Annotated in this window: 21 protein-coding genes; 8 read left to right on the top strand and 13 right to left on the bottom strand. The window is 66.0% G+C overall.

Annotated elements, in window-relative coordinates; all coding sequences use genetic code 11:
* Positions 1–36 precede the first annotated feature (36 nt).
* The 8 genes from ACPEES_RS15710 to ACPEES_RS15675 form a co-directional block, all read right to left on the bottom strand.
* The gene (locus ACPEES_RS15710) at positions 37–1,671 is read right to left on the bottom strand and encodes an electron transfer flavoprotein-ubiquinone oxidoreductase (protein WP_435104491.1); all 1,635 of its coding nucleotides are present in this window, start codon (positions 1,669–1,671) and stop codon (positions 37–39) included.
* A gap of 253 nt (positions 1,672–1,924) precedes the next feature.
* Positions 1,925–2,833 carry a hydroxymethylglutaryl-CoA lyase gene (locus tag ACPEES_RS15705; protein ID WP_435104490.1) on the bottom strand — a complete coding sequence of 303 codons (909 nt, stop codon included), beginning with the start codon at positions 2,831–2,833 and terminating at the stop codon, positions 1,925–1,927.
* Between the two features lie 166 nt (positions 2,834–2,999).
* Positions 3,000–5,000: an acetyl-CoA carboxylase biotin carboxylase subunit gene (locus tag ACPEES_RS15700; protein ID WP_435104489.1), complete on the bottom strand. Its 2,001-nt coding sequence runs from the start codon at positions 4,998–5,000 to the stop codon at positions 3,000–3,002.
* Positions 5,001–5,046: 46 nt separating this feature from the next.
* A complete protein-coding gene (locus tag ACPEES_RS15695; RefSeq protein WP_435104488.1) occupies positions 5,047–5,835 on the bottom strand; it encodes an enoyl-CoA hydratase/isomerase family protein in 789 nt (262 codons plus the stop codon).
* Between the two features lie 147 nt (positions 5,836–5,982).
* Complete coding sequence (locus ACPEES_RS15690; RefSeq protein WP_435104486.1) at positions 5,983–7,590, bottom strand: carboxyl transferase domain-containing protein; 1,608 nt, start codon at positions 7,588–7,590, stop codon at positions 5,983–5,985.
* Between the two features lie 12 nt (positions 7,591–7,602).
* Positions 7,603–8,790, bottom strand: coding sequence for an acetyl-CoA C-acyltransferase (locus ACPEES_RS15685; RefSeq protein ID WP_435104485.1), 1,188 nt, complete (start codon positions 8,788–8,790; stop codon positions 7,603–7,605).
* A gap of 114 nt (positions 8,791–8,904) precedes the next feature.
* A complete protein-coding gene (locus tag ACPEES_RS15680) occupies positions 8,905–10,068 on the bottom strand; it encodes an isovaleryl-CoA dehydrogenase (RefSeq protein ID WP_435104484.1) in 1,164 nt (387 codons plus the stop codon).
* A gap of 84 nt (positions 10,069–10,152) precedes the next feature.
* Positions 10,153–10,602, bottom strand: a complete 450-nt coding sequence (locus ACPEES_RS15675) for a MerR family transcriptional regulator (protein ID WP_435104482.1) — start codon at positions 10,600–10,602, stop codon at positions 10,153–10,155.
* A gap of 139 nt (positions 10,603–10,741) precedes the next feature.
* Here ACPEES_RS15675 and ACPEES_RS15670 point away from each other — a divergent pair, with 139 nt between their 5' ends.
* Positions 10,742–11,581 carry a universal stress protein gene (locus ACPEES_RS15670; RefSeq protein ID WP_435104481.1) on the top strand — a complete coding sequence of 280 codons (840 nt, stop codon included), beginning with the start codon at positions 10,742–10,744 and terminating at the stop codon, positions 11,579–11,581.
* A gap of 50 nt (positions 11,582–11,631) precedes the next feature.
* Here the strand turns inward: ACPEES_RS15670 and ACPEES_RS15665 are convergent, their stop codons facing one another.
* Entirely contained in the window at positions 11,632–12,312 is a 681-nt protein-coding gene (locus ACPEES_RS15665; RefSeq protein ID WP_435104480.1) for an HAD family hydrolase, read from the bottom strand.
* Between the two features lie 169 nt (positions 12,313–12,481).
* Between ACPEES_RS15665 and ACPEES_RS15660 the strand changes: the two genes are divergently transcribed.
* The 4 genes from ACPEES_RS15660 to bfr all read left to right on the top strand — a co-directional run bounded on the left by ACPEES_RS15660 (position 12,482) and on the right by bfr (position 16,155).
* A complete protein-coding gene (locus tag ACPEES_RS15660; protein WP_435104479.1) occupies positions 12,482–13,003 on the top strand; it encodes an RNA pyrophosphohydrolase in 522 nt (173 codons plus the stop codon).
* A complete protein-coding gene (ptsP, locus tag ACPEES_RS15655; RefSeq protein ID WP_435104478.1) occupies positions 13,003–15,270 on the top strand; it encodes a phosphoenolpyruvate--protein phosphotransferase in 2,268 nt (755 codons plus the stop codon). The genes ACPEES_RS15660 and ptsP overlap by 1 nt, the downstream gene beginning before the upstream one ends.
* 103 nt (positions 15,271–15,373) lie before the next feature.
* Complete coding sequence (locus ACPEES_RS15650) at positions 15,374–15,592, top strand: bacterioferritin-associated ferredoxin (RefSeq protein ID WP_435104477.1); 219 nt, start codon at positions 15,374–15,376, stop codon at positions 15,590–15,592.
* A 92-nt stretch (positions 15,593–15,684) separates the two neighbouring features.
* Positions 15,685–16,155 carry a bacterioferritin gene (gene bfr, locus ACPEES_RS15645; RefSeq protein ID WP_435104476.1) on the top strand — a complete coding sequence of 157 codons (471 nt, stop codon included), beginning with the start codon at positions 15,685–15,687 and terminating at the stop codon, positions 16,153–16,155.
* Between the two features lie 67 nt (positions 16,156–16,222).
* Here bfr and hemJ read toward each other — a convergent pair whose 3' ends face one another.
* Positions 16,223–16,645: a protoporphyrinogen oxidase HemJ gene (gene hemJ, locus ACPEES_RS15640; protein WP_435104475.1), complete on the bottom strand. Its 423-nt coding sequence runs from the start codon at positions 16,643–16,645 to the stop codon at positions 16,223–16,225.
* Positions 16,646–16,706: 61 nt separating this feature from the next.
* Positions 16,707–18,503: a chloride channel protein gene (locus ACPEES_RS15635; RefSeq protein ID WP_435104474.1), complete on the bottom strand. Its 1,797-nt coding sequence runs from the start codon at positions 18,501–18,503 to the stop codon at positions 16,707–16,709.
* A gap of 171 nt (positions 18,504–18,674) precedes the next feature.
* Here ACPEES_RS15635 and argC point away from each other — a divergent pair, with 171 nt between their 5' ends.
* Both argC and erpA read left to right on the top strand, forming a co-directional pair.
* A complete protein-coding gene (argC, locus tag ACPEES_RS15630; RefSeq protein WP_435104473.1) occupies positions 18,675–19,706 on the top strand; it encodes an N-acetyl-gamma-glutamyl-phosphate reductase in 1,032 nt (343 codons plus the stop codon).
* 70 nt (positions 19,707–19,776) lie between these two features.
* Positions 19,777–20,127 carry an iron-sulfur cluster insertion protein ErpA gene (erpA, locus tag ACPEES_RS15625; RefSeq protein ID WP_435104472.1) on the top strand — a complete coding sequence of 117 codons (351 nt, stop codon included), beginning with the start codon at positions 19,777–19,779 and terminating at the stop codon, positions 20,125–20,127.
* A 16-nt stretch (positions 20,128–20,143) separates the two neighbouring features.
* Here the strand turns inward: erpA and ACPEES_RS15620 are convergent, their stop codons facing one another.
* Positions 20,144–21,247, bottom strand: coding sequence for an anhydro-N-acetylmuramic acid kinase (locus ACPEES_RS15620; protein ID WP_435104471.1), 1,104 nt, complete (start codon positions 21,245–21,247; stop codon positions 20,144–20,146).
* 3 nt (positions 21,248–21,250) lie between these two features.
* Positions 21,251–22,837, bottom strand: a complete 1,587-nt coding sequence (locus ACPEES_RS15615; protein ID WP_435104470.1) for an OapA family protein — start codon at positions 22,835–22,837, stop codon at positions 21,251–21,253.
* A 217-nt stretch (positions 22,838–23,054) separates the two neighbouring features.
* Here ACPEES_RS15615 and tyrS point away from each other — a divergent pair, with 217 nt between their 5' ends.
* Positions 23,055–24,272: a tyrosine--tRNA ligase gene (gene tyrS, locus ACPEES_RS15610; protein ID WP_435104469.1), complete on the top strand. Its 1,218-nt coding sequence runs from the start codon at positions 23,055–23,057 to the stop codon at positions 24,270–24,272.
* Positions 24,273–24,331: the final 59 nt, after the last annotated feature.

The raw sequence follows: 24,331 nt of genomic DNA, 5'->3' as shown, positions 1-24,331 counted from the left end.
CTGCCTTGGTGTTCTTGGTGTGTAAAGCCCGTTCCCTTACATGTTCGGGTAGTTCGGTCCGCCGCCGCCTTCGGGGACGACCCAGTCGATGTTCTGGGTGGGGTCCTTGATGTCGCAGGTCTTGCAGTGGACGCAGTTCTGCGCGTTGATCTGCAGTCGCATGCCGCCGTCTTCGCTCTCCACGAACTCGTAGACCCCAGCGGGGCAGTAGCGGGCTTCGGGCCCGGCGTAGCGCTCGAGATTCACCGTCACGGGCACGGTTTCGTCACGCAGCGTGAGATGGCTGGGCTGGTGTTCCTCGTGATTGGTGTTGGAGATGAACACCGACGAGAGCTTGTCGAAGGTGAGCACTCCGTCCGGCTTGGGGTAGTCGATGGACTGCGCCTGGTCCGCGGGTTTCAGGCGCTCGTGGTCGGCGTGGTGGTGCAGGGTCCAAGGCGCTTTGCCGCGAAGTACGTAGGTGTCGAGCGCGGAGTAGGCGATCGCGGGCCACAGCCCCCAGCGGAAGGCGGGGCGTATGTTGCGCACCTGGTAAAGCTCGTCCCACAGCCAGCTTTGCCTGAGCCGTTCTGGATAGGCGGAGATCTCGCGGCCGTGGGCGTCGTCCTCGGCGAGGATGTCGAACACGGCGTCCGCGGCGGTCATGCCGGATTTCATGGCGGTGTGTGTGCCCTTGATCTTGGGCACGTTGAGAAAGCCCGCGGTGTCACCGACCAGCAGTCCGCCCGGGAAGGTGAGCCGGGGGATGGACTGGTAGCCGCCCTCGGACAGTGCCCGCGCCCCGTAGCTGATCCGCCGGCCGCCTTCGAAGGTCCCGCGAATCGCCGGATGGGTCTTGAAGCGCTGCATTTCGTCGAAAGGCGATAGATAAGGGTTGTCGTAGTCGAGGCCGATGACGAACCCGACGGCCACCTGGTTGTCCTCCAGGTGGTAGAGAAAGCTGCCGCCGTAGTTTTTCGAGTCCATGGGCCAGCCCACGGTGTGGACGGCCAGCCCGGGGTGGTGCTTCGACGGATCCACCTCCCAGAGCTCCTTGATGCCGATGCCGTAGGTCTGTGGATCGGCGCCTTCGCGCAGGCCGAAACGTTCGAACAGGCGTTTGGTGAGCGAGCCGCGGCACCCCTCGGAGAAGATGGTTTGGCGGGCGTGGAGCTCGACACCCGGCTCGTGATTGGGCCCCGGCGTGCCGTCCGGGTTCAGTCCCATGTCGCCGGTGGCCACGCCCTTGACCGAGCCGTCGTCGTGGTAGAGCACCTCGGCGGCGGCGAAGCCCGGGTAGATCTCAACGCCGAGCGCTTCGGCCTGCTCGGCGAGCCAGCGGCAGAGATTGCCGAGGCTGGCGATGTAGTTGCCATGGTTGCCCATCTGTGGCGGCGTGGGCAGTCGGTAGGCCTTGTGCTCGGTGAGGTAGAGGAAGCGGTCCTCGGTGGCCGGTGTGTTCAGCGGTGCGCCCTGCTCGCGCCAGTCGGGCAGCAGCTCGTCGAGCGCCCGGGGCTCTATGACCGCCCCGGAGAGAATGTGCGCGCCGATCTCACTGCCTTTCTCCAGCACGCACACCGCCAGTTCGTGCTCGGCCTCGGCGGCACGTTGCATCAGCCGGATCGCTGCCGCCAGCCCCGAGGGCCCGCCGCCGACGATCACCACGTCGTAGTCCATGCTCTCGCGTTCCACGCACGCCTCCTTATCCGCATCAGACACAAAGGTACCAAGGGCGCAGAGAGGCACAACGCAAAGGCGTCGTGTTCAGCCGTGTGCCCGCATCGGCCTCGCGCCGCTTGCGCCCGAGAGTCGCAGAGGCGGCGAGAGGTTTTGGCTATAGCTGTTCCGCATTCGCCTTATGTAGCGTGCACAATTGCCAGTGCGCCTGCTTGACTGGCCTGTTGGTGTGCTTTGCAGCCTGGTGGTCTTTCTCCTTGTTCCCGGTTCAGTCCTCCGCCTTCGCCGCCAGCGCCTGGGCCACCTTCGACGCCGGTGTCCGACCGAGTCTCTCGCTGATCCAGCGGCCAGTGGCAGCGACGGTGGCGAGGTCCACGCCCGTGTCGATGCCCAGGCCATCCAGAAGATAGACGACATCCTCGGTGGCCACATTGCCGGAAGCGCCTTTCGCATACGGGCAGCCGCCAAGGCCGGCGACAGCGCTGTCCACGCTCGCTACGCCGAGATTCAAGACCGCGAACAGGTTCGCCAGTGCCTGGCCATAGGTGTCGTGGAAGTGGGCGGCGAGGCGCTCGACGGGCAACCGGTCGGCGACCGTTTCGACCATGCGCTGGGCTTTCAGCGGCGTGCCGACACCGATGGTGTCGCCCAGCGAGATTTCGTAACACCCCATAGTGGCGAGCTCGTCGGCCACGCGGGCTACGGCAGCGGGGGCGATGTCTCCCTCGTAGGGGCACCCCAGCACGCAGGACACGTAGCCGCGAACGCGCACGCCCTGCGCTCTGGCGGCTTCGATCACCGGTGCGAAGCGCTCCAGGCTCTCGGCGATCGAGCAGTTGATGTTGCGCTGGGAGAACGACTCGGACGCGGCCCCGAAGACGGCGATCTCCTCGGCGCCAGCGGCCAGCGCTGCCTCCAGGCCCTTCAGATTCGGGACCAGTACAGGATAGGAGACGTCCGCACGGCGCCGGACGCCGGCGAGGACCTCGGCACTTGCCGCCATCTGTGGCACCCACTTGGGTGAGACGAAGGCACCCGCCTCAACTACCGGCAGGCCCGCATCGGCGAGTCGCTCCACCAGCTCGATCTTCACGGTCGCTGGAATGGTCCGGGATTCGTTTTGCAGCCCGTCCCGCGGCCCGACTTCGACGATTTTCACCTGCTTGGGCAGCGACATGCCGTACCTCCCGCGCTATGCCTGGGAGACGAACCACCAACACGCGATGGGCACCAAGGTTCGCAAGGGGAATGAATGACGCACCTGCCTTAGGGCCCGCGCTTGGTGAATCCTTGGTGTCCATCGTGTCTTGCTGGTTCGCCTGCTTGTTCATCAATCGCCAATCTCAGTCCTCCGCGCGGATGGCGAGCAGCTCCGCCCCCTCGGTTACCTGCTCGCCCTCGGCGAAGTTCACGTGCTCGATCACGCCGTCGGTGGTGGCCTTGATGGTGTACTCCATCTTCATGGCCTCCAGGACCATCAGCGCCTGGCCTTCGGTCACCGTATCGCCCTCGGCAATGGTGACGCTGATCACCGTGCCCGGCATGGGGGCGGTGAGGCTGCCTTCGCGCACCTCGTCCTCCATGCCCACGGTCAACGGATCGTGGCAGACGAGCTCGTGGACGTGGCCATCGCAGAGGATGGTCAAATGGGGACCGTCGCGCACCACACTGGCGGTCAGGCGAACGCCGTCCAGGTCCGCCTGGATCCGGTCCTCCCGCCCCAGGGTGCCGCGGGCACGTGTCTCGCCGCCGGGCAGCTCCAGCAGGTAGTGGCCGGGGCGGTAGTGGGCGGTCACCGCGACGTCTCTGCCATCGTCGCGGAAATGCAGTGTGTGATGATTGTCGTCGTTGAGCACCCAGCCGGTGGTGTGGTGCCACGGCGAGTAGGGGTCGCCGGAGCGGGCAGCGCGGTCCGCGGCCTCCTCATCGATGCGCAGGAATTCCGCCAGGCAGGCCAGCGCAAGCACCCGGTCGGAAGCCGGCTCGCGCTCGGGGATCAATGTGTCGCGATGCTGCTCGATGAAGCCCGTCTCCACCTCACCGGCCGCGAATGCGGGGTGCGCCGCCAGTGCTTTCAGGAAGGCGGTGTTCGTGGTGGGGCCCACCACTTCGAAGTCGGTGAGGGCGTGGCGCAGCCGTCGCAGGGCTGCGCTGCGGTCGTCGCCCCAGACGACGAGCTTCGCGATCATCGGATCGTAGTGGACGCTGACCTCGTCACCCTCGCGCACACCGGTGTCGATGCGAACATCGCTGCCGGTTTCGGGCGTGCGCAGGTGCCGGATGCGCCCCGTCGCGGGGAGGAAGTCGTTGTCCGGGTCCTCCGCGTAGATACGGGCCTCGAACGCATGGCCTTGCAGTTCGAGCGCAGACTGCTCACGGGGCAGCGGAGCGCCGGCGGCGACCCGCAGTTGCCATTCCACCAGGTCTTCGCCGGTGATCATCTCGGTGACCGGGTGCTCGACCTGCAAACGCGTGTTCATTTCCATGAAGTAGAAGCGCCCGTCCGGCTCGGCGATGAACTCCACCGTGCCCGCGCCCACGTAACCGATGGCCTGGGCCGCTCGCACCGCCGCCTGCCCCATCTCGTTGCGACGGGCCTCGGTCATGCCGGGTGCCGGCGCCTCTTCGAGTACTTTCTGGTGTCGCCGCTGCACCGAGCAGTCGCGCTCGAACAAGTGCACGGCGTTGCCGACACCGTCGGCGAATACCTGTACCTCGATGTGGCGCGGATGGAGGAGATATTTTTCGACGAGGACCCGGTCGTCGCCGAAGCTCGCCGAGGCCTCGCGGCGAGCGGCGGCGAGCTCCCGGGCGAAGTCCTCCGGCCGGTCGACCCGGCGCATGCCTTTGCCCCCGCCGCCGGCGCTGGCCTTGATCAGCACCGGGTAGCCGATTTCATCGGCGGCGGCGGCAAGCCGTGATTCCTCTTGGTCCGCACCGTGGTAGCCCGGGACCAACGGCACGCCGGCGTCGGCCATGATGGCCTTGGCCGCGCTCTTGGAGCCCATGGCCTCGATGGCAGCGGCGGGGGGGCCGATGAAGACGATGCCGGCTTCCTCGCAGGCGCGCGCGAACCCGGCGTTCTCCGAGAGGAATCCGTAACCCGGATGAATGGCCTGCGCGCCGCTGTGGAGCGCGACGTCGATAATGCGGCCACCACGCAGGTAGCTCTCGCGGGCGGGCGCCGGCCCGATCAGCCAGGCCTCGTCGCAGAGGTCGACGTGCCGGGCATGGGCGTCCGCCTCCGAGTAGACAGCGACCGTGCGGATTCCGAGTCGCCGGCAGGTCAAAGCGACCCGGCAGGCGATCTCCCCCCGGTTGGCGATCAGGACTTTGTCGAACATCAGCTTTTCCTGGCCGGGTTATGGTTATGCCGATTCACGGCGCGGTTCACTGCTCGACCCAGCTCGCGCGCCGCTTCTCCAGAAACGCCGCAACGCCTTCCTTGCCCTCCTCGCTCGCGCGCTGATCGGCGATGCGGCGGGCGGTTTCGGAGACCATGGCCGTATCGACCGGTCCGCGGCTCACGTCCAGGGCGAGGGCTTTGGCGGCGCGCATCGCCTCCGGGCCATTGGCGCGCATGGCCGTGGTGACCCGGTCGACGGCGTCGTCGAGCGCTTCCGGGGGCACGACCTCGTGTACGAGACCAATGCGGCGGGCCGTGCGCGCGTCGAAGCGCTCGCCGGTAACGAAATACCGCCGTGCTTCACGTTCGCCGATGGCGCTGACGACGTAGGGGCTGATCACTGCCGGAATGAGCCCGAGTCTGACCTCGGAGAGAGCGAATACAGCGCTCTGCGCGGCTACGGCGACGTCACAGCAGGCCACCAGCCCCACGCCGCCACCCATCGCTGCGCCGTTAACGCGGGCGATCGTGGGGCGGTCGAGCCGGTAGAGGGTGTGCATTAGCTTGCCCAGGCCCTGGGAGTCGCGGTAGTTCCCCGACCAGTCGTAGCCGGCCATGCGCCGCATCCAGTTGAGATCGGCACCGGCGGAAAAGCTCCTGCCCGCCGCCGCCAGTACCACCGCACGGACGCTCGCGTCGCGCTCGAGCCGTTGCAGCGTGCCGGTGAGTTCGGCGATCAACGCATCGTCGAAGGCGTTGTGCACCGCCGGGCGGTTCATCGTGATGCGGGCGATGCCGGCATCGTGCTCCACGGTCAGCGTGTCTTCGCTCATCTCGCAAATCCGGGCTGCAAGTCGAAAGTCCTACTTAAGCCATAAGAAGCAAGTCGAAAGTGTTCCCGCGGGAGCGTGGTTGCGTTGGCGCTTGGTTGGTAACGCGCTTGCCGCGTTTCACTTTCTGCTTTCCTCTTTCGCGATTTCTTACATCCTGAACACGCCGAACCGCGTCTGCTCTTCCGGCGCGTTCAATGCCGCCGAAAGGCCGAGTCCCAGCACCATGCGTGTATCCGCCGGGTCGATCACGCCGTCGTCCCACAGCCGGGCGCTGGCGTAGTAGGGGTGGCCCTCACGCTCGTACTGCTCGCGTACCGGTGCCTTGAAGGCTTCCTCGTCGGTCTCGCTCCAGGTTTCGCCGCGGCGCTCCAGGCTGTCCCGGCGCACCTGGGCGAGCACGTTGGCGGCCTGGTCGCCGCCCATAACCGAGATGCGGGCGTTGGGCCACATCCACAGAAATCGCGGCGAGTAGGCACGACCACACATGCCGTAGTTGCCGGCGCCGAAGCTGCCGCCGATGATCACCGTGAATTTCGGCACTTCGGTGGTGGCTACGGCGGTGACGAGCTTGGCGCCGTCCTTGGCGATACCGCCGGCCTCGTATTTACGGCCCACCATGAAACCGGTGATGTTCTGCAGGAACACCAGCGGAATGCCACGCTGGCTGCACAGCTCGACGAAGTGCGCCCCCTTGAGGGCGGACTCGGAAAAGAGCACGCCGTTGTTGGCGAGAATGCCCACCGGGTAGCCGTGGATGTGGGCGAAGCCACAGACCAGTGTGGTTCCGTAAAGCGCTTTGAACTCATCCAGCTCGCTGCCGTCGACGACCCGTGCGATGACCTCGCGCACGTCGTAGGGGTGCTTGGCGTCGGTGGGGACGACGCCGCGCAGTTCGGTGGGGTCGTGAAGGGGTGCCCGCGGCTGGTGTACCTCGAGCTCGTGGCGCTTGACGCGGTTGAGGTTGGCGACGATGTGGCGCGTAGTGCCCAGAGCGTGGGCGTCGTTCAGGGCATAGTGGTCGGTGACGCCGGAGGTGCGGGCGTGAACGTCCGCGCCTCCGAGCTCTTCGGCGGTCACGACCTCGCCGGTGGCGGCTTTAACCAGCGGCGGTCCACCGAGGAAAATGGTGCCCTGCTCGCGCACGATGATGCTTTCGTCGGCCATCGCCGGCACGTACGCGCCACCGGCCGTGCACGAGCCCATCACGACTGCGATCTGGGGGATGCCCTGGGCCGACATGTTCGCCTGATTGAAGAAGATGCGGCCGAAGTGGTCGCGATCGGGGAACACCTCGTCCTGGTTGGGCAGATTGGCGCCGCCTGAGTCCACCAGGTAGATGCACGGCAGGTGGTTCTGCTCGGCGATCTCCTGGGCGCGAAGGTGCTTCTTCACTGTCAGGGGGTAGTAAGTGCCGCCTTTCACGGTGGCGTCGTTGGCCACCACCATGCATTCGCGTCCGGCGACGCGGCCGATGCCGGTGATGATGCCGGCAGCGGGGACGTCATCGTCATAGACCTCGTGCGCGGCGAGCTGGGAAAGCTCGAGAAAAGGTGAGCCCGTGTCCAGGAGCACGCGGATGCGGTCGCGCGGGAGCAACTTGCCCCGGGCGACGTGGCGTTCACGCGGTTTTTCGCCGCCGCCGAGCTTTACACGCTGGACCTTCTCCCGCAAATCCGCGACCAGGGCGTCCATCGCCGCCTGGTTGTCGATGAATTCGTTGCTTCGCGGGCTGATCTTGCTCTTGATGACGCTCACGATGCCACCCGTCTACCGGTTGCGTTCGATGGCGACGGCGGTTGCTTCGCCGCCGCCGATGCACAGCGACGCCACGCCGCGGGGGAGGTCGTACTCTTCCATCGCCGCGAGCAGGGTGACGATCAGGCGAGCTCCGGAGCACCCGATGGGGTGGCCCAGCGCGCACGCGCCGCCGTGTACGTTGAGTTTGTCGCGGGGCAGGCCAAGGTCCTGCATGGCAGCCATGGCGACCACTGCGAATGCCTCGTTGACCTCGAATAGGTCGACGTCGTCGACCTGCCAGCCGACTCGTTCGAGCAGGGCCTCCATTGCACCCACCGGCGCCGTGGTGAACCAGGCGGGGGCGCGGGCGTGGCTGGTGTGCCCGCGGATGGTCGCCAGCGGTGTGACACCCCGGCGCTCAGCCTCCGAATGGCGCATGAGCACCAGCGCCGCACCACCGTCGGAGATCGAGCTGGAATTAGCGGCGGTAACGGTACCGTCCTTGCGGAATGCGGGCTTGAGGCTCGGAATGCGGTCGATCTTCGCATTGCCGGGCTGCTCGTCGACGCTGACCTGGTGCTCCTCGCCACGCGAGCGTATGCCGACCGGGGTGATCTCACGCTCGAAGCGGCCCTCGGCGATGGCCTTGTTGGCGCGCTCCAGCGACTCGATGGCGAAGGCATCCTGCGCTTCGCGAGTGAAGCGGTAATGCTCGGCGGTGTCCTCGGCGAAAGTGCCCATGAGCCGTCCGTGATCGTAGGCATCTTCCAGACCGTCGAAGAACATGTGATCGATGACCCGTCCGTGACCGAGTCGGTAACCGGCGCGGGCGCGGTCGAGCAGGTAGGGGGCGTTGCTCATGCTCTCCATGCCCCCGGTGACCACCATGTCGTTGCTACCGGCGGCGATGCCGTCGTGCCCGAGCATCACCGCCTTCATGCCCGACCCGCAGACCTTGCTCACGGTGGTAGCGGGCACGGAGACGGGCATGCCGGCACCGATCGCGGCCTGGCGTGCCGGTGCCTGGCCGACACCGGCCGGCAGCACGTTGCCCATGTAGACTTCCTGCGGTTCGTCGGCGGCCACACCGGCTCGCTCCAGGGCCGCACGTATCGCCGCGGCACCCAGATCCGGGGCGCGCGCGCTCGTCAGCCGGCCCTGGAAGCCGCCCATGGGAGTTCGCGCATAGCCGACGATGACAATGGGATCGTAAGACATGGATGCCTCCGCAGCTGGTCGCAACGCCGGCGCTGGCTGCCCTGGGGCACGCCCGGCGCCGTGCTTGCGATGAACGAGAGGTGACGGCCGCAGTCCGTGGCGTTGCCTCCCGCTTTACCCGGTTTCCTTGAAAAGCTCCCGGCCGATCAGCATCCGGCGGATCTCGCTGGTGCCGGCGCCGATCTCGTAGAGCTTGGCGTCGCGCAGCAACCGTCCCGTGGGGTATTCGTTGATATAGCCGTTGCCGCCGAGTATCTGAATCGCTTCGAGCGCTACCTGGGTAGCCTTCTCTGCGGCGTAGAGAATGGCGCCTGCGGCGTCCTTGCGCGTGGTCTCGCCGCGGTCGCAGGCCCCGCCGACCGCGTACACGTAGGCCCGGCAGGCATTCAGCGTGGTGTACATGTCGGCGACTTTGCCCTGGATAAGCTGAAACTCGCCGATGGGCTTGTCGAATTGCCGACGCTCGTGGATGTAGGGCATCACGCTGTCCATGCACGCCTGCATGATCCCGAGGGGGCCGGCCGCCAGCACGGCGCGCTCGTAGTCGAGTCCGCTCATGAGTACCCGCGCGCCTTCGTTCTCGCCGCCGAGGACGTTTTCCACGGGCACCTCGCAATTGTCGAATACCAGCTCGCACGTGTCCGAGCCGCGCATGCCGAGCTTGTCGAGCTTCTGCGCGGTGGTGAACCCGGGAGAGCCTCCCTCGACGATGAAAGCGGTGATCCCCTTCGAGCCGGCGGCGGGGTCGGTCTTCGCGTAGACCACCAGTGTGTCGGCCTCGGGGCCGTTGGTGATCCACATCTTGTTGCCGTTGAGAACGTAGTGGTCGTCCTTGCGCTCGGCACGCAGCCGCATCGAGACGACATCCGAGCCTGCGCCGGGTTCGGACATGGCGAGCGCGCCCACGTGCTCGCCGGAGACGAGCTTGGGCAGGTAGCGGCGGCGTTGCTCGTCGCTGCCGTTCAGGCGGATCTGGTTGACACAGAGATTGGAATGCGCGCCGTAGGACAGGCCGATGGAGGCCGAGGCGCGGCTGATCTCTTCCATGGCGATCATGTGGGCCAGATACCCCATGGCGCTACCGCCGAACTCCTCTTCCACCGTTATGCCGAGGACTCCGAGTTCGCCGAGTTGCGGCCAGAGTGCTCTGGGAAAGCGGTTCGTGGCGTCGATTTCCGCGGCCAGCGGGGCGATCTCGCCCTGCGCGAAGTCGCGCACGGCCGCGCGAAGCATGTCGATGTCCTCGCCTAGGGCGAAATTCAGGCCAGGCAACTCCATGGCGACTCTCCCCCCTGCTATTCGGTACGGCGCCCTGTCAATGGTGGCAGGGCAAGGCAACCTTAGATTACGTTTACGTAAACGTCAAATTCGAGCCTGCCCCGATGCTCGGTGCTCCTGCTCCTCGCGTTCACGCTTCTGCTCGAGAATACCGCGGCAGTGGCCCATGGATTCTTCCAGCTCGGCCAGGGCGTCTTCGAGGTCCTGGCGTTGCTGGAGAAGCATTGCCCGTTTGGCCTGCAGGATTTCGAGGTAGCGCTCGAGTTGTCGCTCCTCGCCGTGGGCCATATCGTAGAGGTCGAAGACTTCCTTGATCTCGGCCAGGGTCATGCCCAGGCGCTTGCCGCGCAGGGTCAGCTTCAGCCGGGTGCGGTCGCGGCGGCTGTAGATGCGCTTCTGACCTTCACGGCGTGGTGCCAGTAGTCCGCGATTCTCGTAGAATCGGATCGCGCGCGTAGTGACGCCGAACTCCCGGGCGAGCTGGGAGATGGTGTAGGTCGTGCCGTTGACGGCATTGTGCTGCTTCGGCTTCATGGCGGGTCGCCTGATTTCCGTTTACGTAAACGTAATAGTAAAACAGTCCGCCGTTGAGTTACAGGCTTGATATCATGTCGACAGCAGCCGGTGTGCGACGCGTTCCGGACTCAATGACAAGCCCAGGGGGGTTCGACCAATGGTACCGCGTAGCCTACTCGTGTACGTCGACGACGCCGCCAGTTGCGCAGTGCGGGTGCGTACCGCCGCGGAGCTGGCCGCCCAGTGGAGCGCCCATCTCACCGGCGTGGCCGTGGCCGATGTGATGCTGGTGCCGGAATTCGTGCCGACGCAGACATTCGAGAAGCAGCTGGAGCTCGCGAGGCAACGCAATGCGGCGCTGCGTGAGCGCTTCGAGGAGCTGACCCGGGGGCGGGAGCTGGTTACCGAGTGGCGCGCCACCGATACCGTCACTGCTGGCGGCACGGCGCTGGATGTGCTGGCGGCAGAGTCCCGTTATGCCGATCTCGCGGTGGTGGGGCAGCCGGATATCCGCGATGTGCACGCGTCGGTGCCCACGGACCTGCCTGGCCAGCTCGCGCTGCTAAGCGGTCGACCCGTGCTGGCCGTGCCGTACGCCTGGCGTGAGCAACCGGTGGGAAGGCGGGTGCTCGTTGCCTGGGACAGTGGACGTGAGTCCGCTCGCGCGGTGGCCGATGCCATACCGTTGCTGGCGTCGGCGGATGCGGTGCGCGTGCTGGCGCTCACGGGGAGTGGTCACGAGGCCGCGCACGGAGAGCAGCCCGCGGCGGATATCGCTGTGCTGCTCGCTCGCCATGGCGTGAATGTCGAGGCTTCGCACCAGAGCCTGGGCGACATGGATGTGGCCTCGGCGTTGCTGTCCGCAGCGAGCGACTACAGTGCGGACCTGATGGTAATGGGGGCTTACGGGCGTGCCCGGCTGCGCGAAATGATACTCGGCGGCACCACCCGTAGCGTGCTCGGCAGCATGACACTGCCCGTGCTTCTGTCGCATTAGGGTCGATCTGTTCGGGCGAAGCCTCGACGCCGTGGCGTGTGGCCGCGGCGTCAATCCAGGGGCTGGGGAGTGTCGCCGCGCCGCAGGCTGATGCGCCGCCATCCCCGGGCGCGTGCCGTGGCCGCGAGCGTCGGGTCGGGATCCACGGCGACGGGCTCGTCGACACGCTCGAGCAGTGGCACGTCGTTGTGGGAGTCGCTGTAGAACACCGTGGTTGCCGGGGACTCGCCGTGTTCGTGCTTCCACGTCTCGAGCGCGTCGATCTTGCCCATGCGAAAGGTCGGGGTGCCGACATATCTGCCCGTGTAACGGCCGCCGCGGAACTCGGGCTCGGTCGCGAGCAAGCAGTCGATACCGAAGTGCTCGGCGATGGGCGCGGTGACGAAGCGGTTGGTTGCGGTAATGATCATCAGGTGATCGCCGCGCGCTCGGTGGCTGGCGATCAGCTCGACGGCGGCGGGCAGTATGATCGGGGCGATCTTCTCAGCGACGAACTCGGCGCGCCAGCGACTCAGGTCGGCGGGCGCATTGTCGGCGAGCGGTCGCAGAGAGAAGGCCAGGAATTCGTCGATGTCCAGGCGCCCGGTGGTGTAGTCCTCGAAGAAACGCTGATTCTCGGCCGCATAGGTAGCGCCGTCGACGATGCCGCGCTCCACCAGGAACTCGCCCCACAGGTGGTCGCTGTCGCCGGCGATGAGCGTATTGTCCAGATCGAATATCGTAAGCGTCATGTCCCACCAAGCTACGTCGCTGCCGTGGCGCGTGTCGCCGCTGCGGCAAGCGTACGCGATGGTAGCGGCTCGCCCGCGGTCGTGCCAGCGTGTGTCGCGATTTGCCGCGATTTAGCGCGATGTGGAAGAATAGCCGTAATCTGCGGGAGACCGTGTCGGGATTCTTCAAGTGATTGATTCGGATGGATTTAGGCCCAATGTGGGCATCATCCTGACCGACGGGGCAGGGCGACTGTTCTGGGCCCGGCGTATCGGGCAGAACGCCTGGCAATTCCCCCAGGGCGGGATCAAGCGCCACGAGTCCGCCGAGGCGGCGCTGTTCCGCGAGCTTCGCGAGGAAGTGGGGCTTGGGCAACAGGATGTTGAGATCCTCGGCTGCACCGAGGGCTGGTTGCGTTACCGCTTGCCTCGGCATTTGGTGCGCCGGCGCCAGCGGCCCTTGTGCATTGGACAGAAACAGGTGTGGTTCATGTTGCGGCTCACCGGTGCCGAGGAGGCCGTGCGGCTGGATGCCTGTGAACAGCCGGAGTTCGACGACTGGCGCTGGGTCGACTATTGGGAGCCCGTGCGGCGTGTTGTTTTCTTCAAGCGCCGCGTCTACGACCGCGCCCTCACCGAGCTGGCCCCGCTGGTGTTCCCCGAGGGCCCGCCCCAGCGTCCGCCGCCGCGGCAGAACGGACGATCGCGCTGATGCTCGATACACTGCACCGCATCGTTCAAGAGGTGAATGCGGCCCCGGATCTGGGGCATGCGCTGAACCTGATCGTCGACCGCGTGGCAGTGGCGACAGCGGCCGACGTCGCTTCTGTCTATCTCGTCGGCGAGCAGGGCGAGACGCTTTCGCTGATGGCCACTCGCGGCCTGCGCGCGGATGCGGTCGGGCGGGTGCGCCTGGGACTCAACGAGGGGCTCGTGGGGTTGGTCGCGGAGCGCGAGGAACCGATCAATCTGGATAGCGCGGACCGCCATCCACGTTTCCGCTTCTTCCCTGACACCGGCGAGGAGGACTTCCACTCCTTTCTTGGTGTTCCCATCATCCACTATCGCCAGCTTCTCGGTGTGCTGGTGGTTCAGCGCAAGGCCCGCAATCGGTTCGACGACGAGGAGGTGGCGTTCCTGGTCACCATGGCCGCGCAGCTTGCGGGCGTTATCGCTCACGCGCGGGCCAGCGGCGGGCTGCGCGAGCTGGTCAAGCGGCGGGGCCTCGCGCGTAACCGGCCCCTTGCGGGCGTCGCCGGCGCCACCGGTGTGGGCATGGGGCGCGCTTATACCCTTTATACCGGCGCCGAGCTGGACGAGGTGCCGGAGCGCGATGCGGAGAACCCCGAGGCCGAGCTGTCCGCTTTCCACTCGGCGCTACAGGCGGTACGTGCGGATGTCGCCGAGTTCTCCGAGCGGCTCGAAGGGGTCGTGCCGGAGGAGGAGCGGAGGCTGTTCGAGGTCTACACCCGGATCCTCGAGGGCGACACGCTGATCGCCGGGGTCGAGAGGCGCATCCAGGAAGGCACGTGGGCGGCCGGCGCGGTGCGCGACGTGGTCATGGAGCAGGTTCGCCGCTTCGAGGAGATGGACGACGGTTACCTCCGCGAACGTGCCAGTGATGTCCGCGACATCGGCCGGCGACTGATTACGCGTCTGACCAGCGGTCCGGGCGGGCAGCGGGCCTTGCCGCGCCAGGTGGTGCTCGTCGGCCACGAGGTGAGCGCATCGCAGCTCGCCGAGGTGCCGCGTCAGCGCCTGGTCGGCGTGGTCTCGGCGACGGGCTCGGCGAACTCGCATGTGGCGATCCTCGCGCGGGCGCTGGGCGTGCCTGCGGTAATGGGTGTCAGCGATTTGCGGGTGAGCGTGCTGGAGGGGCGCGAGCTCATCGTCGACGGCTACCAGGGGCGGCTGTACGTTGAGCCCACCCGTGGTGTTCGGCGTGAGTACAGGCGGTTGCAACGCGAGGAGCAGGAGCTCAGCGAGGGGTTGCAGGCGCTTCAGTCGCTGCCGGCGGAGAGTCCGGACGGCGTGCGTGTCAAGCTATATGTCAACACCGGCCTCATTTCCGATATCACTTCCTCCCAGGAGGTTGGCTGTGATGGCGTAGGGCTGCACCGCACCGAGTTCCCGTTCATGATCCGTGAGCGTTTCCCCGGCGAAGAGGAGCAGATGCGGCTCTACCGGGAGGTGCTCTCGGCTTTTGCGCCCAATCCGGTGACATTGCGTACGCTGGATGTCGGGGGCGATAAGATGTTGCCGTATTTCCGCATCAGCGACGATAACCCGTTCCTAGGTTGGCGCGGGGTGCGTGTCACCCTCGACCATCCGGAGATCTTCCTCACCCAGATCAGGGCGATGCTGCGCGCCTCCGAGGGGTTGGGGAACCTGCAGATCATGTTTCCGATGATCAGCAGACTGGAGGAGGTCGAGCAGTCCGTGGCCCTGGTGCGGCGCGCACAGCAGGAGCTCGCCGAGGAAGGGCTGGAATTGCCGGCTCCGAGGTTGGGAGCGATGGTCGAGGTTCCGGCGACGGTGTACCAGACGGAGAGCCTCGCCCGCCGGCTCGATTTTCTTTCCATCGGGTCCAACGACCTGGCGCAGTATCTCCTCGCCGTGGACCGCAACAACCCGCGCGTTGCCAGCCTCTACGACGAATTCCACCCGGCGGTGCTGCGCGCGGTACATGATGTCGCGCGCGCGTGCAATCGCGGAGGCATCCCGGTGAGCGTCTGCGGCGGAATGGCGGGGAATCCGGCTACCGCCCTGCTGCTATTCGCCATGGGCATTGATGGGCTGTCCATGAGCAGTGTCGGCTTGCTGCGCGTGAAATGGGTGATCCGCAGTTTTCGGCACGATGAGGCGGAGCAGCTGCTGGAGCGGGCGCTGACGATGGAGTATCCGCAGGACGTGCGTGCCCTGGTGCGCGAGGCGCTGGAAACCAAGGGGCTGGGAACGCTCACCCGCGCCGGCAAATGAGCGACGAACGGTTTGTCGACTGGCGCAAGAATACGAACGATTCGTAATTGACATCTTTTTCCGACCGGGGGTACTCTGCCATTAGTCAAACGGCAGGTGCCCCATGTACGTATGCGTTTGTAATGCTGTGACGGATCGCCAGATTCGCAAGGCGGTCGCCGAAGGTGCCCGCACCATGCGCGACCTGCGTCGTCAGCTCGACGTGTGCAGCTGCTGTGGCAAGTGCGGTCCGGCCGCACGCACGCTGCTCGCCGAAGGCCAGGCTAACGATGAGACCTGCGAGCCGCAGTGGGCACCGGCTGGTTTGGCTTATCCCGCCTGAACGTTACTAGCCTTTCGCGGCCCGCTCTGTGCCCGGTGGGTGAATTGACCTAGACTTGGGAGTCTCAATTCACGGCGCCAGGAGCTACCCCGATGAAGGGCGACAAGAAAGTCATCGAATATCTCAACCGCGCGCTGACCAACGAGCTCACTGCCATCAACCAGTACTTTCTCCACGCGCGTATGCTTCAGGACTGGGGCCTGGAGAAGCTCGGCAAGAAGGAGTACGAGGAGTCCATCGACGAGATGAAGCACGCCGATGAGCTCGTCAAGCGTATCCTGTTCCTCGAGGGACTGCCGAATCTGCAGGACCTGGGCAAGCTCGCCATCGGCGAGGACGTGCGCGAGATTCTCGAATGCGACCTCAAGGCGGAGCAGGACGCCTGCCCGCTGCTGCGCGAGGGCATTGCCTACTGCGAATCGCAGCGCGACTACGTAAGCCGCGACCTGCTGCAGAATATCCTCGACGATGAAGAGGAGCACATCGACTGGCTCGAGACCCAGATCGATCTCATCGACCGCGTGGGGCTGCAGAACTACCAGCAGAGCCAGATCGACGCCTGAGGCGCCCGCCGCCGGGCCGGCGCTCGCGCCGCCCGGCCCCGCGGCCCTGGTGTCCTGTTCCCGGAGACTAGAACGGCTTCACCTCCACCAGAATCACCACGCTTACCAGTATCAGCACCGGCAGCTCATTGAACCACCGGTACCAGACGTGCCCGTGGCGGTTATCGTCCGCTGCGAACGCGCGGAGCAGCTTTCCGCACCAAAGGTGGTAGGCGATGAGCGCGGCGACCAGCGCGAGCTTCGCGTGCAACCAGCCCTGGGACAGCCATGCCGGGTTGAGCCAGAGCAGCCACGCACCGAAGGCCACCGTGAGAACGGCGCTCGGCGTCATGATGCCGCGGTAGAGCTTGCGCTCCATTACCTGAAAGCGCTCACGTCCGGGCGTGTCGTCCGTCTGGGCGTGATAGACGAACAGTCGTGGCAGGTAGAACACCGCCGCGAACCAGGTGACCACGAAGATGATGTGCAAAGCTTTGATCCAGAGGTACATCACAGCGCCTCGCGGTCGGCTCGAAGCAGGAACGCGTCGGTTGGTCGTGGCATATCGGACCTCAATCCATCAGGTCGGCGCTGGCGCCTGCCGTCCGGGCGATCTCCCTGTGGGTGATGACGCCGATCAACGACTTTGCGCCGTAGCGGTTGCGACGGGAGAAAACCAGAGCGAGCTCGCTGTTTTTGGCTCTCAGACCACGCATGATCGTCGGCCACGTCGTTTGAGCGACCACCGGGAAGATGCTGCGGTCGACCACCGTCTCGGGGTCGCGGTCCGGGAGCAGGTAGAGCAGCTCCGGGCGGGCGAGACCGAGGACTTCGTCGCCGCGAGTGACGACGGTGTAGCGGGCGGCCTCGTCCGGGTGGAAGTGCCGCTGCCAGTTGGCGAGGTCGTCGATGTCGACGATCTCGAAGTCCCGGCTCATCATGGTGCGTGCGGTATGCACGGCTGCGACCGCCGCCTGCAGGCCCTGCGGGACGCTCACGCCGCGGCGGGCGAGTTTGAGGGTGTAAATGCTCTCGGGCGTCAGGCGCATGCGCACGACGTAGGCCAGCGATACACAGGTGATGATGGGAAGCATGGCGCCGTAATCGCGCGTTTGCTCGAAAATCATGGTGATCGCCGTAACGACGGCGCCGGTGGTGCCACCGACCATGGCAGCCATCCCCGCGACTGCGAACATCGCCGGGTTTATGGCGGCCTGCGGAAACAGCATGGCCATGAGTTGCCCGAATGCCGCCCCGAGGGTGGCGCCCAGAAACAGGGAGGGCGAGAAAATACCGCCCGATGCGCCGGACCCGATGGTCAGGCCGGTGGCCAGCAGCTTCGCCGCGAACAGCAGCGCCAGAAACGCCGGATCCTGCAGGGCGCCACTGAGCGCGTCGATGACCGTGGCGTAGCCAACGCCGGCGACATAATAGTGTCCGGTATAGAGCAAGAGTGCATAGAGCAGGAGGCCGACGCCGAGCATGCCCGTTGCGTGGCGCAGGTACGTGTTGGGGATGAAGCGGTCGAACAGGTCCTCCATCGCGTATAGCGATCGGATGAACCCGGCGGATGCGACGCCCAGGATGATCCCCAGAGGTATGCACAACGCGAGCGCGAGCAGCCCCATCGCGTGGTCGGAGAAGACGGTGAGCTCCGGCACGTTGAATGACGGTCCGACGCCGGCGTACAGGCGTCCGATATAGGTTGCAGTGACGGTGGCCATCGCCACGGTGGCGACCGTGCGCGCACTGATGGAGACGAGCAGCAACTCCACGGCGAATGCCAGCCCCCCGATAGGCGCGTTGAAGGTCGCAGCGATGCCCGCCGCCGCACCCGCGCCGATCAATACCACACGCTGGCGTGCCGGCATGCGCACGAGTTGTCCGAGCACCGAGCCAAACGTGGCGCCTATCTGAACGATTGGCCCTTCGCGGCCGACGGAGCCGCCGGTGCCGATGGAAACCGCCGAGGCAACCGCCTTGGCGAGAGCCACCACGGGGTGGATGCGCCCGCCCTGGTAGTAGATCGCGTTGAGGACTTCGGGGACGCCGTGGCCGCGTGCTTCCGGCGCCAGCGTGTTCACGATCCAGGTCACGATAAGGCTTCCGACCACCGGAACGAGGATGACCGCGGCCCCGAGTACGCTCGGGGCGATATGGGCGTCGGTTGCGTAGTCGAGGGAAAGCTGGACGTTGAAGAACAGGTTGTGGATCAGGCTGATCGCGGCGCTGAAGGCAATCCCGCCGACGCCGCCGACTACGCCGATCGCCAGTGCCAGCACGAAAAGGACGAGATCCGGGAGCGGTCGCGCTTGGCTCCGGGGCTGTGAGTTCGCCGACGAATGCTCCTCGGTCTCGTCTGCTGCCATTTGGTTGAATCCTTAGGATGCCAATCATTCGCGTGTATGCGCGGAGCCACATTGTTTGTGATCGTGGCGCATTGCGCAAACTGACCGCTGGTGGCCGCGCCGGATGACGGCGGCAGGCCCGGGCGGTACCATAATTGATTGATGAGGCAGCAGTAAGCGGGGTTTGGCCCGATGTTGAACGTGGGGATCGTCGGCGGCACCGGTTACACCGGGGTCGAACTTTTGCGGCTGCTCGCGCGGCATCCGCACGCCCGTTCCTCGGTAATCACCTCCCGGGGCGAGGCGGGGCGCCGTGTCGACGAGTTTTTCCCCAATCTCCGCGGCCATCTCGATCTGCGCTTCTGCGAGCCCGATCCGGAGCGGCTCGCCGCGTGCGATGTGGTGTTCTTCGCCACGCCCAACGGTACGGCAATGCAGGCCGTGCCCGCACTGCTCGAGGCCGGTGTCCGCATCGTCGACCTGGGCGCGGATTTCCGCATCCGTGACCTCGAGCTGTGGTCGCAGTGGTACGGCATGGAGCACGCCTGCCCGGAGATTGCCGCCGAGGCCGTCTACGGTCTGCCGGAGCGCCATCGTGCCGAGATTCGGCAAGCGCGCCTGGTGGCCAATCCGGGGTGCTATCCCACCTCGGTGCAGCTCGGTTTCCTGCCGCTTGTCGAGCAGGGGCTCGTTGATCTCGACACCCTGATCGCCGACGCCAAGTCCGGTGCCAGCGGTGCCGGGCGTCAACCGAAGCAGCACACCCTGCTGGGGGAGGCCTCGGAGAACTTCCGCGCCTACGGGGCGTCCGGGCATCGCCATCTGCCCGAGATCCGTCAGGGGCTCACGGAAGCAGCGGGCAGGCCGGTGGGCCTGACCTTTACCCCGCACCTCGTTCCGATGGTGCGCGGCATCCACGCGACGCTCTACGGTCGCCTGCTCGATACCGGCGTGGATCTGCAGGCGGTTTACGAGGCGCGTTTCGCCGACGAGCCGTTCGTCGACGTGTTGCCGCCGGGCAGTCACCCGGAGACCCGCACCGTGCGGGGAATCAATACCTGCCGGATTGCCGTGCACCGCCAGCCCTACAGTGACATGGCACTGGTGCTGGCGGTGGAGGACAACCTGGTCAAGGGCGCCGCGGGGCAAGCCGTGCAGAATATGAACCTGATGTTCGGCCTCGACGAGACTGCCGGATTGAACGATGTGGCGCTGCTGCCGTGATTGACTCGGCGGGGGCGGGCCCCCACCATCACAGTATCCGTGGGATCAGGCCGATGGAGGCTTGCAGACAATGACCGAGATTGTTGAAGAGGAGGCGTTGCTCCACTTCACCGACAGCGCGGCCGCCAAGGTACGGGAGCTTCTCGACGAGGAGGAGAACACCGGGCTGAAGCTGCGCGTGTACATCAGCGGGGGGGGCTGCTCCGGGTTCCAGTACGGCTTCATGTTCGACGAGAACGAAGAGGCCGGGGATACGGTGATCGAGAAAAACGGCGTTACGCTGCTCGTGGATCCGATGAGCGGTGCCTACCTCGAGGGGGCCGAGATCGATTACGTGGAAGGCATTGAAGGTGCCCAGTTCGTGATCCGTAACCCCAACGCGACCACCACCTGTGGCTGCGGTTCCTCGTTCGGCGTTTAACGGCGTGCGCGAGCGTCTATAACGAACCCGCATACACGCCGCCCAGCACGACGGGCTGGGCGGCGCCCGTCACCGACGGTACGTTGCCCGCCAGACCATCGAGTGTGCGTGCCGCCAGCCAACCGAAGGCCGCGGCTTCCACGTAATCCGGATCGACGCCCAGCGCGGCCGTCGTCTCTACGCGCCAGTCGGGCAGGACGGTGGCCAGTCGCGCCATCAGGTAATCGTTGTGCACGCCGCCGCCGCATACGAGGAGCCGGCTCGGCGCCGGGCTGGTGCGCTTGAGCGCATCCGCGACGCTGCGGGCGGTCAGTTCGGTCAGCGTGGCCTGCACGTCCTCCGGCGAAAGCGTGCGGTGGCGCGCCAGACGAGCCTCGAGCCAGGCGAGGTTGAAGTGCTCCGGCCCTGTACTCTTCGGAGGCGGCGCGCCGAAGAATTCGTCGGCAAGCAGCTCCGTCAGCAACGCGTCATCGGCATGTCCCGTTGCAGCCCATTGGCCGCGGTCGTCGTATGCCACGCCGAGATGTCTGGCGGCCCAGCCGTCCAACAGTGTATTGGCGGGGCCGCAGTCGAACCCGAGGGGCGACGCCCCGGTCGCGATGGTGAGATTCGCGATGCCGCCGAGATTGAGGGCAGCCCCGGTCTGGCCATGCTGGCGAAGCAGTGCCAGGTGAAACGCCGGGGCGAGCGGTGCACCTTCACCGCCGGCGGCAATGTCCCGGCGGCGGAAGTCGGCAATCACCCGGATTCCGGTGATTTCAGCGATGCGATTGGGGTTGCCGATCTGGACGGTGGCGGCGGCGGGGGCGCCCGGCCGGTGCCACACTGTCTGACCGTGGCTGCCGATCGCCGTGATGCAATCCGCCGTCATGTCGGCTCGCGCGAGCAGATCGTCGACCGTCGTGGCGAACAGGTCGGCGACCCGTTCGTCTGCTTCGACCACCGTTTCGAGGTGTGTGCGAGGCCCGATATCCGCCAGCTCCGAGCGCAGTGCTTGCGGTATCGGGCGGGAGCAGATGTGTGCCACAGCCACTGTGCCGTCATCGGCAAGCGCTACCAGCGCGGCGTCCACGGCATCCAGGCTCGTGCCGGCCATCAGGCCGACGAAATACCGCGCCACCGGCTACCGCTCCGCTTCGGAGGTATCGTCGCTGGCGGTGTCGCTACGCGCGAGTTGCGTACCCGACGATTCATCCAGTGCCGCCAGCAACGGCGATGTCCGTTGGCTGAACGCCTGGCGGTACTCCGCCGGAATCGGCTCCGCCTCGGGCAGCTCGACCGTACGCGGGTTGCGATGCTTGCCGTCGATGCGAAATTCGTAGTGCAGGTGCGGCCCCGTCGCGAGTCCGGAGCTACCCACGTAGCCGATGACCTCGCCCTGCTTGACGCGGTCACCGGTGGATATTCCCCTGCGGAAGCCCTTCATGTGCCCGTAAAGGGTCGAGTACCGGCTGCCGTGCCGGATGATCACGACGTTGCCGTAACCACCCTTGCGTCCGGCATGAATGACTTTGCCGTCCCCGGCCGCCTTGATCGGCGTACCTGGTGGCGCCGCGTAGTCCGTGCCCATGTGCGGGCGCTTGTATCCAAGCACCGGGTGGAGGCGCTCGGGATTGAATTCAGAGCTCACCCGGGTGAAGTTCACGGGCGTACGCAGGAACGCCTTGCGCATGCTCTTGCCTTCGGGCGTGAAATATTCGGCATCCCCGTCCGGGAACGTGAAGCGCACGGCGCGGAAGCGTTCGCCCCGGTTGACGAACTCTGCGGCAAGAATGTCGCCATTGCGCACTTTCTCGCCGTTACGGTAAAGCTCTTCGTACACCACGCGGAACTGGTCACCCTTGCGGAGGTCGAGGGCAAAGTCGATGTCCCAGCCGAATATGTGAGCGAGCTGCATGATCTGGCGGTCGTCGAGGCCGGCACCGAGCGCCGCCCCGTAAAGCGAGCTGGTGATGGTGCCTTGCGTGCTCGCACGCCGGGTATCCAGCGGGTTGGTGATGACCTCGGGCTCGTAGCCTTCCTCCCCGCGGCGTACGAACAGCGTCTTCGTCTCGGAAATCGCATAGCGAACCGCCTGGAGCTCGCCGTCGCTGCTCATGCGAAGGGCCAGCTCATCCCCCGGGAAAATCCGCGTCAGAGCGTTTGCCGGGTCGCCCGCGTTGACCACATCGTAGACGTCACGCGGTGTTAGCTCCGCACGCGCGAACACGGTAGCCAGGGAATCCCCGTCGCGCACCTCGAACGTCTGCCAAGGCGCAGGCTGGGCGTTGTCGGCTGGCGTCTCGGCGTTGGTTTGCGCTGCAACCTTGCTCTTCGGTACCGGTGGTATGTCCACCGCCACTGGTGGCATTACCGGTGACGGGATATCGGTGGCCGCCGTTTTCCGCTTGGGGGGCGATGGCCCGTCACCCGGCGATTCTCCGGGCGTGACGAGCTCGGGCGCCTGCTCGGCGCTTAGCGCGGCAATCGGCTCGCGGCCGAGCGGGCGCGTGGCGCCGCCGCTGGCATCGGGCAGCGTTAGGCGCTTGACGCTCTCACCGTCCGCGTCCGTCGTGGACAGCGTGGCGTTCGCACCGTCGTCATTGGTGCCGAACAGCATGAACGCACCCGTAGCGGCAGCGACGGTCAGCGCGAGCACATGATGGGTACGGCCGAGGCGTTTGCGTCGTGGCGGGCCGTCGATGCTGTTGCGGCGGGAGTGTCCTTTCATGGGCACGACCTCTGCTTATTGGCTCGGAACCTTAGCGGGAAGGCCCGGGGCGGTCAACGCAGCGCGGCGTGTTGGTGCGGTCGGCGCGGCGGTGGCGAATCGCTCGGCGGCTCCTTAATATGGGCGGCCACCCGCCATTGTTGCTCGGGACGGGCTGTCATCGCCAGTCCGGGCTGCGATCTGTGGCGCACGAAACCTTGACCATTCGGAGAGGAGCATGAGCACGACCGAGGAAGCTCTGGAAATCCTGCGTCGCGGCGTGGACGAAATCCTGCCGGAGGAGGATCTGCGCGAGCGCCTGCGCGAAGGGCGACGCCTGCGGATCAAGGCGGGTTTCGACCCAACGGCACCGGATCTGCACCTGGGGCACACCGTGCTCATCAACAAGCTGCGGCAGTTCCAGGATCTCGGCCATGAGGTCATATTCCTCATCGGGGACTTCACCGGGATGATCGGTGATCCTTCCGGTAAGAATGCCACCCGTCCCCCGCTGACACCTGAAGAGATCAGTGAGAACGCGCGCACGTACGAGGAGCAGATCTTCAAGATTCTGGACCCGGAGCTTACCCGTGTGGAGTTCAACTCCCGCTGGATGGGGCCGATGAAGGCTGCGGACATGATCCGGCTCGCCTCCCGCTATACAGTCGCCCGCATGCTCGAGCGCGACGACTTCCACAAGCGCTACACGGAGAATCGCTCCATCGCCGTCCACGAATTCCTCTATCCACTCGTCCAGGCCTACGATTCCGTGGCCCTGGAGGCGGACGTGGAACTCGGGGGGACCGACCAGAAGTTCAACCTGCTGGTCGGGCGCGAGATTCAGCGGGAGTACGGGCAGTCTGCCCAGATCATCCTTACGACGCCGATTCTCGAGGGCCTCGACGGTGTCCAGAAGATGTCCAAGTCCCTGGACAACTACGTGGGCATCCGCGAGCCCGCGCGCGAGATGTTCGGCAAGATCATGTCGGTCTCTGACGAGCTGATGTGGCGGTACTTCGAGCTGTTGAGCTTCCGCCCCCTTGGCGAGATCGAGCAAATGCGCCGGGAGGTCGATGAAGGGCGTAACCCCCGGGACGTGAAGTTCGAGCTCGCCGAGGAGCTCGTCGCGCGTTTCCATGACGAGGCGAGCGCGCGCGCCGCGCGCGAGGCATTCGTCGCGCAGTTCCAAAAGGGTGCGATGCCCGAGGACATGCCGGAGCTCACACTGGAGGTCCACGGTGAAGACGGGCTGCCGTTGACCAGTGCCCTCAAGCAGGCAGGGCTCACCCCGAGCACCTCGGAGGCCATGCGTATGATCAAGCAGGGCGCTGTGCGCATCGACGGCGAGCGCGTCGAGGACCGGGGTCTCACGCTGCCGGCGGGCGATGTCCTCGTGCTGCAGGTGGGCAAGCGCCGTTTTGCGCGAGTGACGTTGAAGGGGGGTGTTGACGTGTAGTCTGAGGTGCCTATAATGCGCGCTCTCTTGTGACGGCGCAGCCGGACGCGAGGGGCCTC

This window comes from Arhodomonas sp. AD133, from assembly GCF_051195215.1.
Classification (GTDB): Bacteria; Pseudomonadota; Gammaproteobacteria; order Nitrococcales; family Nitrococcaceae; genus Arhodomonas.
The sequence above is the reverse complement of the archived record's forward strand: the minus strand, read 5'-3'. Positions and strand labels throughout refer to the sequence as shown.